At 47.3% G+C, this 11,895-nt stretch carries 10 protein-coding genes; 3 read left to right on the top strand and 7 right to left on the bottom strand.

Translation table 11 applies throughout. The features are described 5' to 3' along the window. Positions 1-163 precede the first annotated feature (163 nt). From A3GA_RS0101050 to A3GA_RS0101040, 3 genes are all read left to right on the top strand, one after another. Entirely contained in the window at positions 164-1,873 is a 1,710-nt protein-coding gene (locus A3GA_RS0101050; RefSeq protein ID WP_018025527.1) for a sulfate adenylyltransferase, read from the top strand. A 177-nt stretch (positions 1,874-2,050) separates the two neighbouring features. Beyond that, complete coding sequence (locus tag A3GA_RS0101045) at positions 2,051-3,934, top strand: DUF294 nucleotidyltransferase-like domain-containing protein (RefSeq protein WP_018025526.1); 1,884 nt, start codon at positions 2,051-2,053, stop codon at positions 3,932-3,934. 10 nt (positions 3,935-3,944) lie between these two features. Beyond that, positions 3,945-4,709, top strand: a complete 765-nt coding sequence (locus tag A3GA_RS0101040) for a 3'-5' exonuclease (protein ID WP_018025525.1) — start codon at positions 3,945-3,947, stop codon at positions 4,707-4,709. Between the two features lie 45 nt (positions 4,710-4,754). On the opposite strand, the gene A3GA_RS0101035 is transcribed toward A3GA_RS0101040, so the two are convergent. The 7 genes from A3GA_RS0101035 to A3GA_RS0101005 form a co-directional block, all read right to left on the bottom strand. Next, positions 4,755-5,768, bottom strand: a complete 1,014-nt coding sequence (locus A3GA_RS0101035; protein WP_018025524.1) for an ArsA family ATPase — start codon at positions 5,766-5,768, stop codon at positions 4,755-4,757. Between the two features lie 17 nt (positions 5,769-5,785). Next, positions 5,786-6,049, bottom strand: coding sequence for a cory-CC-star protein (locus A3GA_RS0101030; protein WP_018025523.1), 264 nt, complete (start codon positions 6,047-6,049; stop codon positions 5,786-5,788). A gap of 81 nt (positions 6,050-6,130) precedes the next feature. Next, positions 6,131-7,810, bottom strand: coding sequence for a carbon starvation CstA family protein (locus A3GA_RS0101025; protein ID WP_018025522.1), 1,680 nt, complete (start codon positions 7,808-7,810; stop codon positions 6,131-6,133). 203 nt (positions 7,811-8,013) lie between these two features. Then, complete coding sequence (locus tag A3GA_RS0101020) at positions 8,014-9,306, bottom strand: AmpG family muropeptide MFS transporter (RefSeq protein ID WP_026156726.1); 1,293 nt, start codon at positions 9,304-9,306, stop codon at positions 8,014-8,016. Positions 9,307-9,309: 3 nt separating this feature from the next. After that, positions 9,310-9,939 (bottom strand): methionine biosynthesis protein MetW, encoded by a 630-nt coding sequence (metW, locus tag A3GA_RS11130; protein ID WP_018025520.1) that lies wholly within the window; start codon positions 9,937-9,939, stop codon positions 9,310-9,312. Further along, on the bottom strand, positions 9,936-11,099 hold the full coding sequence (gene metX, locus A3GA_RS0101010; RefSeq protein WP_040613917.1) for a homoserine O-succinyltransferase MetX: 1,164 nt from the start codon (positions 11,097-11,099) through the stop codon (positions 9,936-9,938). Before metX ends, metW begins: the two co-directional genes overlap by 4 nt. Positions 11,100-11,195: 96 nt before the next feature. Then, positions 11,196-11,774, bottom strand: a complete 579-nt coding sequence (locus A3GA_RS0101005; protein WP_018025518.1) for a hypothetical protein — start codon at positions 11,772-11,774, stop codon at positions 11,196-11,198. Between the last annotated feature and the right edge of the window lie 121 nt (positions 11,775-11,895).

Raw genomic sequence — 11,895 nt, 5'->3', positions numbered from 1 at the left:
ATAAATAAGATACCAATAAGACTGATTGCTAAATGCTTAAAATCAGTGTAATCGCTAGGTTCTTTATTTTGAAGTTCATTGAATAATAAACGGATTAAATGAAGAACAACAAATAAAAGCAAAATCAACCTTTTATTGATTCAACTAAAATCATGGAGACATTATGGCCAATTCAGACTTAAACTTTGACAAGTACCCACAAAAGCCTCATGGTGGCGTATTAATTAATCAGATGGTCCCTGAGCATAAGCGCGAAGCCGAGATGGAGCGTGCTCGTTCCTTGCCAAGCATTCGGGTAGACTTAGAAGCCGTCATTACGATTGAGATGATTTGTACCGGTGTCTTATCACCGATCAAGGGCTTCATGAACAAGGAGGATTATCTTTCTGTACTTGAAAAAGGTCGCCTCAAAGACGGCACCATTTGGCCTGTACCTATTAGCTTTGCTCCCATCGGCGATCGTAACGCCGAGGTGATCGCCGGCTTAAAGGTAGGTGGTGAGGTCGCTTTAATCGACTCCTCCAATGAACCCGTAGCGATTTTAGAAATTGAGGATATTTTTGATTACGATAAAGAGCACCGTGCGCAGAGCCTATTTGGCACCACTGATCGTAATCACCCAGGGGTAGACTCGATTAACCGTCGTATGGGCACAAAGTCCCTTGGTGGTACCTTACATCTATTACGTCGTGCCGACTGGGGTCCGTTTGAGAAGCTACGGCTTGAGCCGAGAGACACATGGAAGCTCTTCTACGAGGAGCGTGGTTTCCGCAGCGTCGCCGGCTTTATTACCGGTGCTAACCCACTACACCGCGGTCACGAGTATATTCACCGTAATGCCCTCGAGGAGGTGGATGGTATTTTCCTCCAACCACTCGTTGAAATGGCTAAGCGTGAGTATGTACGTCACGAGTACCGTATGCTCGCTTACCGTAACGTGCTGGACACCTACTACCCTCAGGATCGCGCAATCCTCGGGCCACTACGTGTTACCTATATTTTCGCAGGTCCTCGCGAAGCGGTGTTACACGTCTTATTGATGAAAAACTACGGTTGTACCCATGCACTGATCGGTCGAGATCATGCAGGTACAGGTAGTTACTATGATAAATACGCTGCACACAGCATCTTTGAAGAGTACACGCCAGAGGAGATGGGTATCGACGTACGCTTCTTCCATGAGGTGTTCTATTGTACGCGTTGTGCCAGCCATGCGACGCCGCACACTTGCCCGCACGATGAGCGCTTCCGCTTAAATATTTCGGGTACTGGTATCCGCGAAATGCTGCGCTACGGTTTTGTACCACCTAAAGAGGTTATCCGTCCCGAATCCGCACTTGCGGCGATGCAAGGGGTACAGCCTAAGGGCGTCGATGCCGAGGGTAAAGGCGTACTACCTGTCGGCAAGGTGATTAAGAGTATGTACCCGTACTATACGCACTACACTCGCCTGGGTGGCTCGAAGCGTCCGGTACCACTGGAGATTGATGACTTGACCCTACTCGACTTGGAGCAAGCAACTTTCGATGCACGTTATCACGCAACCGATATCTATAAGGATGTTTACGCTGAGTACACGGCACTACTTGACCATAACCGCACCTTACAGCCAGCATGGCGCGGTGATGCTCGTCGTGACATGGCGCGTATGCAGGAGCGTACCATCTCCGACTTAGAGGAGAAGTTATCAGCAGCACCGGATAGCTCATCTGATGAGTTTATGTATCAGGATCGCAAAGAGGTAGAAAAGGAGCTTGAGGTAGCTAAGAAGTTGCTCACTGATGCCCCTTCGGCCCTTAACACCGAGACGCTAAATGAGCGTTGCTGGAACGTTTTACCGTACAAACGCTATCGCGGTGCGGATAATGACTAGTTCCTAAGCATGGCTCAACAGGCTCTGCTTGAAGCCTGCGAGCGGCTCAGTCGATGATAAAAAGCGCAATCGGTACGAGATGAAACTGGTTGCGCTTTTTTGCCTTTGATAGCCCTTCTGATAGGGCGCTCTAACACGCCACGCCTGTCCTTTTAACCGCATTAATTGAGGTCACTCATGGATGAACTCATTCGCGCTACCATCGCCCATTTGCAGCAATTTTATCCATTTCAAAAAATGGAGATGCCGTTTTTGGAGTTGCTTGCCAAGCACTGTGAAAGCAACTACTTTAAAGCGGGTGAAGTTATTCTCGACATCAGCACAGAGGGTCCACCCGACACTTTCGTGATTATCAAACAGGGCTTTGTAGAAAGTCAACGTGAGGCCAAAGGGGTAGAAAACTTTAAAAATGCCTTTGAATACGAAGAAGGCGATGCCTTTCCCTATGGCCCCTTACTCTCAAATTTACCCAATCGAAGCCAGTTTATTGCGATTACCGACTGCTTTGTGTATGAGGTACCTGCCACTATTTTTTATCAACTGCATCAGCAGTGTCCTACCTTCAGAAACTTTTGTGAAGCGCGTCTAGCCTCCCTCCTCGAAGAGTCAAAGCGTATTATCCAAAACCAACAAAGTCATAGCCAAAGCGGCGAACAGCCTTTAGCGATGGAGCTAGGTGAGGTGCTTAAAGCGGAGGTGATTAGCTGCAGACCGGATAAGCCCTTAAGGGAGGTGTTAGATATTTTAGCCACAACCAATATCGGCTCCATGGCCATTGTGAATGAGGATTTGCATCCCTTAGGGATTTTTACGCTCAATGATGTGTTGCGTCGAGTCGCTATTCCCGAGGTTGATCTCGATCGACCCATTGCCGACTTTATGACACCCGATCCGATTGCCTTAAGGGCCGATAATTTAGCCTATGAAGCGGCGATTATTATGGCTAAGCATGGTTTTAGGCATATTTTTGTGATTAACCAACAGCAACAGCTGTTAGGGGTTATTTCCGAACGCGATCTTTTTGCTTTGCAACGCATCGGCCTCACGGATATTGCCCAAGGGATTCAGGAAGCTAAAACGCTTGAGGACTTAGCTCAAAGTCAAAACCAAATCAAAAAACTCGCCAAAAATATGATGGCGCAAGGGGTCGCAATTGAACAGTTAACACAACTAATTTCACACTTAAATGATCAGCTGGTACGTGCGGTGATCAACTTACAGTTGCCGCATCATCCGGAGGTGCAAAATATTGACTTTGCTTGGATTGCGATGGGTTCCGAGGGGCGTGAAGAGCAGCTCTTTTATACCGATCAGGATAATGGCATTATCTTTAAGGATAGTGATGACCGGGCCAGTACACGGGCAGCACTGATTGCCTTTGCCAAGGATGTAAATCACGATCTGGCTAAAATCGGTTTCCCACTCTGTACGGGTAATATCATGGCAATGAATCCTGAGTGCTGTCTAAGTGATATGGAATGGCGCCAACGCTTTGCGCAGTGGATTAATAACCCCGATGCTGAAGCGCTCTTAAATGCCACGATTTTCTTTGATTTTAGAGCCGTTGCGGGTAACCTCAGCTTAGCACAGCAATTAAGAAACTGGTTAGCCCGAACCGCACCCGAACAAGCTTTATTTTTACGCTTTTTAACGCAAAATGCGCTTAGAAACCGCCCCCCTTTAGGGCTAATCAAGGATTTCTCCACCCGTAGTGACGGCACCATCAATCTGAAGTTTAACGGCGCTGCCATGATTGTGGATATTGCGCGCATTCTCTCATTGGCGCATGGCTCTACCGCCAGCAACACCTTTGAGCGTATACGTGAGGTCATCGATCAAGCGGATTTAAGTAAAAAGCAACTTCAGGGCTGTCTTGAAACCTTTGCCTTTATCCAGTTGATACGCATGAAGCATCATTTCGAACAAGAGGAAATGGGCATCGAACTCAGTAACAATATCGATCCTAAAAAGCTTGATGATTTAAGCACACGCGTGTTACGCGAAGGTTTCCGCTTGATACGCAATATTCAAAATACCTTAGCACATAAATACCGCCTCTAAAGGTGATGCCATGTCATTATTAAACGGACTTTCAGCGCTTTTTAAAACGCATCGAGGCACGACCAAGCCCGAGCTCACTGCGGATATAGAGGCGCGTTTAAAACGCTGGCAGGCACTACCTAAGGTCAGCTTGGACAGACCTTTTGAAAACACGGATTTTGTGGTACTGGATCTAGAAACCAGTGGCTTTTCTTTTAAAAAAGATCATGTAATTGCGATTGGTGCCTGTAAGCTACAACAGGGTCGCATCCCACTTGCTCAGTCCTTTCAAATCATTTTGAAGCAGGAGCAAAGCAGTAGCAAGGATAATATTCTCGTACACCATATTAGTGATAGTGAACAACGCTCAGGGATTGAGCCGGCTGAGGCCTTAATGCAGTTTTTGGAGTATCTAGGCAAGGATCCCTTGATTGTTTATCATGTAGGCTTTGACCAGCCCATGCTGGATAAAGCGTTAAAACAGTATTTGGGGATTGAGCTTAAGCAGCACACGTGGTTTGATGTAGCCTTTGTGGCGCCGATATTTTTGCCTAAGGTATCGACCAAGCGTCAGAGCTTAGATTTTTGGAGCACGCACTTCAACATTAACAATCCGCATCGGCATAGCGCCGTGTTTGATGCCATTGCCACTGCCGAAGTGATGCAAGCGGTGATGAAGCAAGCACTAAAGGAAAATAGTGCCAAGCATATCGGTGCGACGCTAAGCATGCAAACTCTCTACAAAATGCAACGTCGCGCCATGAAAATTCACCGCCAACTCTATGGCACAGCCTAGCACTGTGCCTATGGTGACGATCCTCCTGGCTTTTGCGAACAATTGCTATTGGGCCGCTTTTTTAATGGCACTTGCACCAAAGGCCTTTAATGCTTCGAGACCGCGTACATCACTGGCTTGGAGCTGGTAGTAATAGCGATTTTGCTTTGCCAAATCACGTTCAATAGACTCGATCATCTTGGCTTGACGCTCATAGCGACTCTGCCAAAACTCATTGGCCGCATCGTCTTTAGGCTCAGGTAGCACCTGATTAATAATCAAATGCCTACAAGGCATATTAAAGTGCGCCAACTGATGTACCGCACGACGGGTTTCTGCCAAAGGCAGCATCTCCGGTATCATCACTAAGACAATGCTGCATTTATCCCCATCATCAAGAATATGCCCTGCCTGATGAAATAGCTGTTGCCGCTTTTTAAGAATGTCCAAGGCCTGCTGCCAACGGGCATCCTTTTCCTCGCTCATTAAAGGACTGGCTTCAACATTTTTTTTGTCCCAAAATGGCTTGGCTGCCTCACGCATTTTTTGCTGACGCCCCTGCTGACTCATTAGGCCCTCAGTCCACGCATTCATCAACTTCGGTAGCTCCAGTAAGCGTAAGGTGTGACCAGTGGGTGCAGTATCAAATACTACATGTTCAAAACCCATCGCCGGGGCATTGACAATATAGTGACACATCGCTTCCAGCATCGCCGCCTCCTCTGCACCCGGTGAGCTTTTGGAAGCTTCCAAATGCTCTTTCAACTTAGGTAGCATCTCGGGGCGAGCATAGGCCTTAATCGTCGTCATCACCTGGGCAAAATGCTCATCAATCATCCGATGCGGATTCATCTCAAGGGCGAATAAATTATCCGTCAGTGGGGTAATTTCACCACTTAATTCACGCTCCAACACATCACCCAAACTATGCGCTGGGTCAGTCGACACAATTAAGACTTTTTTACCAGACGCTGCTAGCCGAGTCGCCAAGGAAGCGGCATGCGTGGTCTTACCGACACCACCCTTACCGCCGACAAAAATCACTGATTTACTAGAAAGATCATTTAATAGCGAATCCATCCCTACTCCTCATTTAACTAGCAACAACCAAAACGGTCCATGGGCGAATGCTCCATGCCCATACGCAAATGCCATTCATGGAACTCCTCCATCAATAAAGGTTGCAGCTCCAAGGTATAGTACGTCATGCTATTAGGCACACCCAAGCTTTCAGCAAACACGATCAACATAAATAAATCCTGTTCATCTCGATAAGCGCGGCTTAAGGTCTGCCGATAGGGGGCATGGTAAAACTCATCCAAACCATCCAAAAAACTTCTGATTTTATCTTTGATTGACATGATTCTCTCGCTACTGACAACATAAGCCTTGACCCACCAGCGAGTACAAGGCTTATGCTAATTTGATTAAACTATGATGAATTACTGCTGTAGCTGGGCGCCTTTTTTAGGCCAATAGCGTTTTAAGGTCGCAATGCTTTCTAAAATCACCCAAATTGAGCAAATCAGCACCACAATATCCAGCACAACTAAAAGCCTTTCACCGTTTTCATAGAAATCCATCAGTTGTGAGAGTAAGGCAATCACGGTCATCGTTAATAAGAACACCATCGGAATCAAGGTGAACCACACTCGGCGACCTGCTTTTAATAACATCACACTCACAACGAGGAGGGTTAAACCCGCCATGATTTGGTTAGTAGTACCGAATAATGGCCAAATGGTCATCCCACCGGTACCTTTAATACCACCGGCACCAAAGGCTAACAGTAAGCAAGAACCAACCGCTAAGAGGGTGGCTACAGAGCCTTTTTGTAAGGTCTTAATATTGTATTGTTCACCCCACTCTTGGAATATGTAGCGCTGTAAACGCACCCCAGTATCCATGGTAGTACCAGCAAAGAGGGCTGCCATCACAGTCAGCATCGTCGCCGACAGTTCCTGACTGATGCCCAAGCCTTGATTCATGATATTAGCACCACCAGTAATAAAGGCACCCACACCACCTTGACCATATGCAACATACACCGCTTGCCAGTCAACTAAGGTCGCAAAACCAGCAGTTGCAGCCAAGATAGAGGCAAGCGCCAACATACCCTCACCCATGGCACCGAAATAGCCTACAAAGCGCGCATCGGGCTCACGATTAATCTGCTTGGAGGTGGTACCTGTGGACACCAAACCATGGAAACCTGAAATCGCACCACACGCAATGGTGACAAATAACAATGGCATAATGGGTGGCGTACCTGTAGGCGCATCCCGATTAATCGCGGGCGCCACAATATCAGGTTGCACCAGCACAAAGGAAAGATAAAGTACAAATAAACCGACAAACAACTGCAGACCATTAATGTAGTCACGTGGTTGCAATAGCATCCAAACTGGTAACAGTGAGGCGATAGCGGCATACACAAATAACAAAATAATCCACCACGCATTCGCCGGCAGCCCCATCATCTCAGTAGGTAGCGCCAACGGCACCATCGGACCAATATAAATTAAGAAATATAATGCGACCACACCGATCAGAGAGACGATAGGCAAATTCAGTTTCCAACGATAAATCGCCTGTCCGATAAAGAAAGCGACGACCAAGGCACCCCAAACTGGCACCACGGAGGAAGGTGTATTGATCATCATGCCGGCAATCACCACTGCAAACACCGCATTAACCATCAATAACAACAAGAAGATCACAATGGAGAATAAAGCACGAACCCGCTTATTAAGCACGATGCCGGAGACTGCGCCGATGGAACGTCCCTTGTTACGCACACTGGCCCAGACAGCGGACATATCGTGCACACCGGCAAAGAAAATGGTACCTAAAACGACCCATAAAAAAGCAGGTAACCAACCCCAAATCACCGCAACCGCTGGTCCTACAATAGGCGCCGCACCCGCCACAGAGGTAAAGTGATGACCCCAAAGTACGTACTTATTCGTAGGCACAAAGTCGACCCCGTCATTAAACTCGTGCGATGGCGTATTAAAATCCGGGTCTAAGGCAAGAATTTTTTGCGCGATAAAACGCCCATACACAAAGTATCCGAGCGCCATCAACAGCAAACCGATGACTAAAATAATAAATGAGTTCATGCTGATGCTCCTAAGATAAGAACTGAACTACTAACTGATAAATCGAGTGCATGGTTCAATATCTAGGCTATCGCTATTCAGGCATCAACAAGGCAACAGCACTTGGATATTCAACCAATCTCTGCCTGCATTTTATAACGAAGGGATACAATTTTTAAATAGAGACTTACGATAAGCGAGGCAATTTGGGGTTATCCCTAGGTTTAAGCTTTGCTCTGTTCTGCGCCTTGCGCTGCCTCTGCCACGGCTTTATACGCATCAATACGCTCAATGCGATCCCTATAAAAGCGCAGTAAAAACAATCCCGGCAAGGCAATTAGCACGGTAATTAAATAAAAATTAGCCCACCCTAAAGAGGCCACGATCGGCGGTGTCAGTGGTCCCGCCAAAAACACTCGACCCACGCTGGCTAATGCGGTCAGTAGGGCAAATTGGGTTGCCGTATAGCGCACATCACATAGGCCCATAACCAGTGCCACAAAAGCAGCCGTACCTAAGCCACCGCAGATATTTTCAATGCCCACGGCAACCGCCATAACGGGGACATTGCCGGGGAACATGGCGACCACGTAATAACCAAAATTCGAGATTGCCTGCAACACACCAAAAATCATTAAAGAACGGTAGGTGCCCCATTGACTCATTAGGGAGCCGCCAATTAAGGCGCCAATAATGGTTGCCACCACGGCTAGAATCTTATTCACGGTGCCGATCAGTTCCGGCGCAAAACCAGCGCCACGAATTAAAAACGTCGTTGATAAGGCACCAGCAAAGGCATCACCTAATTTATATAAAACGATGAGCAGTAATAAAGCCCACGCCTCAGGACGCGAGAAAAACTCCTTAAAAGGTAGAACAAATGCCTCCTCCAAGGTGCGCGGTTGCTGTACCTCATGTGGTTCAGGGGCCAAAAAACTAGCCACGGCACACAAGGCCATTATCGCCCCCATGAGCATATAGGTGCCGCCCCAACCCAACCATAAAGGTGCCAATATCAAGGCTAGACCGCCAGAAACAATCATCCCCACGCGGTACCCCAAGGTACGAATCGCTGCGCCTGCGGCGCGCTCCTCGGCTTGTAATACCTCAGTACTATAGGCATCAAAGGCAATATCCTGAGTGGCTGATAAAAAAGCCAATAAGGTTGCCAACACGGCCAACAATAAAAGATGCTCAGCTGGATTTAATAAACCCATCAACACCAAGACTGTGGCAATACCAAGCTGCGTCAGCGCCATCCAACCCCGTCTGCGACCCATAAACGGTGGTACATAGCGATCGATCAAGGGAGCCCATACAAACTTAAAGGTATAGGCCATACCGACTAAGGTCAAAAAACCAATTTGCTGCAACGAGACATTAGACACCGTAGCCCAAGCCTGGAACGTGCCACCTGATAAGGCCAAAGGCAAACCACTGGCAATCCCCAGTAAAAATAGCGGTAAGACTCGCGGACTTAAATAGGGTTGAATGTATTTAGCAAACACGCTGATCATTCCTTAGGCAACGACCTTGTCACTGGCGATGGCTTCAGCGCGCGGGGTTTTAAAGTAGTAAACCGCTAAAGAACTACGCCAACTCGGTAAAAAGCCGACGCGCTTACAGTTATTGTAGGTAGAGCGCTTAATAATGCGTAATCCCAAATGCTCCGCCAAGGCCTCAAAGTCTTTTAACGTGCAGAGGTGAATATTAGGCGTGTTATACCATTCATAAGGCATTTGCCCAGTAACTGGCATACGCCCCTGAAAAATCGACCACCAATGCGTCCAATGACCGAAGTTAGGAAAAGAGACGATGCCATAATCCGCCACCCGTGCCATTTCACGCAAAATATGCTCAGTATTAAGCATGGCTTGTAGCGTCTGCGACAGCACCACCACATCAAACTGCTTACAATCAAAAAGTGCCAAGCCGTCTTCCAGGTTTTGTTGCACCACCGGCACGCCCTTTTCTACACAGCGGATAACCCGTTCATTATTAATTTCAACGCCGACACCGGTCACCTTTTTATGGTGGTTAAGATAATTCAATAAATCCCCAGTACCACAGCCTAAGTCCAACACACGGCTATTACTCGGAATCCAATCGGCCATTTCCTGAAGGTCTACACGAATCGTTTGCTGGCTCATAAGGCGCGCTCCTTGGCGATTTTCTCAAAATAACCGCGCACGACCCCATGGTAAGTCGGGTTATCCAATAAAAAGGCATCATGTCCATGTGGGGCATCAATTTCAGCATAAGTGACCTCATGCTGATTTTTTAATAAGGCCTGTACCAGTTCTCTACTCATGGATGGCGGGAAACGCCAATCAGTGGTAAAGGACACGGTTAAAAAACGGGATTGTAGATGCGCCAAGGCCTTGGCTAAATCACCCCCACCATATCTACGAGCCGGATCAAAATAATCCAAGGCACGGGTAATTAATAAATAGGTATTGGCATCAAAGTACTTGGAAAATTTCTCGCCCTGATAACGTAAATAGGACTCCACTTCAAACTCTACGTCAAAGCCGTAGTTATAACGACCATCTTCAGCATAATTACGACGGTCACGACCAAACTTCTCGGCCATATCGTCATCCGATAAATACGTAATATGACCTAGCATCCGTGCCACCGACAAACCGGCCCGAGGCACTGTATCAAAGGCATAAAAATTACCCTGATGAAATTCTGGATCGGTGGTAATGGCACGGCGGGCTACCTCGTTAAAAGCGATATTTTGCGCCGATAAACTAGGGGTACTGGCAATCACCACGCAATGATCCACCCGCTCTGGCCATTGAATCGCCCAGCTTAAGGCCTGCATACCACCTAAGGAACCGCCCATCACGGCCGCAAATTGCCTAATCCCGAAATAATCCGCCAAACGGGCTTGGGCATTTACCCAATCCTCCACCGTCACCATCGGAAAAGAGGCGCCCCAAGGCTGATTGGTACGGGGATTAATACTAGCTGGCCCAGTTGAACCAAAGCAAGAGCCAAGATTATTAATCCCTATCACATAGAACTTATTAGTATCCACCGGTTTACCGGGACCCACCATATTGTCCCACCACCCGATATCCTTAGGATCATCGGCATTGATACCGGCGACATGATGGGAGGCGTTAAGCGCATGGCAAATCAGTACCGCATTGCTGCGATCCTCATTTAATTGACCGTACGTTTCAACGGCTAAAGTATATTCGGGCAAGGACTTGCCGCTACTTAATACCAAGGCTTCACTAAAAGAAATATACTCCGGCCGCACTAGGCAGACTGAAGATTGGGGAATGCTGTTAGACATAGGAATAATTAAACCTTTTTAGCAGGATTTTTAGACGCCCGCAAGCAAACAAATCGGCGTCAAATACAAGCTGTCTGAAAAAACGCTCAGACTAAACTAATCGATTGTAGCACCAATTTTCAGCTCCTCAAAAAAGCGCTTGCTTTGCTGAAGGAAGTTTTTATCGTTCTCCGCACCGGTTGTATAAAGCTGCACAATCAACTGCCCCTGTTGTAACACCTTGGCCTGAGCCAGCATCAGCTTGCTATCCACGGCGAGGGTGATACTAAACTCCTCACCTAGTGCTGGCAAGTCCTGCTCAAAGGCCGCCACAAACTCACTTGGCGCCGATACTAATCGTGGATCACGCTTTAAACGCATGCTGCGTAAAAGCGCCTGAGCAACGGCCACCGGATCTAAATGCTCAGGCACCAGCAAATAACTGAGATTAAAGCTACTTTGCCCCGCTACCGCAGTCCATTGCACCCGTTGAATCGGCGCCTCCTGCTGCTCATCCAATAAATGATATGCTTGTTCGGACATACGCGGTGCGGTAGGAAAAGCAGCCTCGATCTGATAAGGACCGACAGTTAGCTTCTGCTGATGCCACGTGCGATCCTGACAAGCAACCAGCAATAAACAAAGACAGCAACTCAAGCAGCAGACTGCGAATTTTTGAAAAGCGCTTTTATACATGATAAAAAATGCATTGACGACGCAAGGCAACAGAAAATTAAATTATAACGAGAGCAGCGGTTAATCAATCCATCTTGCTTAAAGAATTACAATGACAGGATCTCGTTAAGGCTAAGATATG

The sequence above is a fragment of the Oligella urethralis DSM 7531 genome (assembly GCF_000372065.1).
GTDB classification, from domain to species: Bacteria; Pseudomonadota; Gammaproteobacteria; order Burkholderiales; family Burkholderiaceae_B; genus Oligella; species Oligella urethralis.
The sequence above is the reverse complement of the archived record's forward strand: the minus strand, read 5'-3'. Positions and strand labels throughout refer to the sequence as shown.

Coding starts and splice junctions, on each gene's coding strand:
- A3GA_RS0101050 (WP_018025527.1), top strand. CDS start 164: ATGGCCAATTCAGACTTAAACTTTGACAAGTACCCACAAAAGCCTCAT.
- A3GA_RS0101045 (WP_018025526.1), top strand. CDS start 2,051: ATGGATGAACTCATTCGCGCTACCATCGCCCATTTGCAGCAATTTTAT.
- A3GA_RS0101040 (WP_018025525.1), top strand. CDS start 3,945: ATGTCATTATTAAACGGACTTTCAGCGCTTTTTAAAACGCATCGAGGC.
- A3GA_RS0101035 (WP_018025524.1), bottom strand. CDS start 5,768: ATGGATTCGCTATTAAATGATCTTTCTAGTAAATCAGTGATTTTTGTC.
- A3GA_RS0101030 (WP_018025523.1), bottom strand. CDS start 6,049: ATGTCAATCAAAGATAAAATCAGAAGTTTTTTGGATGGTTTGGATGAG.
- A3GA_RS0101025 (WP_018025522.1), bottom strand. CDS start 7,810: ATGAACTCATTTATTATTTTAGTCATCGGTTTGCTGTTGATGGCGCTC.
- A3GA_RS0101020 (WP_026156726.1), bottom strand. CDS start 9,306: ATGATCAGCGTGTTTGCTAAATACATTCAACCCTATTTAAGTCCGCGA.
- metW (WP_018025520.1), bottom strand. CDS start 9,939: ATGAGCCAGCAAACGATTCGTGTAGACCTTCAGGAAATGGCCGATTGG.
- metX (WP_040613917.1), bottom strand. CDS start 11,099: ATGTCTAACAGCATTCCCCAATCTTCAGTCTGCCTAGTGCGGCCGGAG.
- A3GA_RS0101005 (WP_018025518.1), bottom strand. CDS start 11,774: ATGTATAAAAGCGCTTTTCAAAAATTCGCAGTCTGCTGCTTGAGTTGC.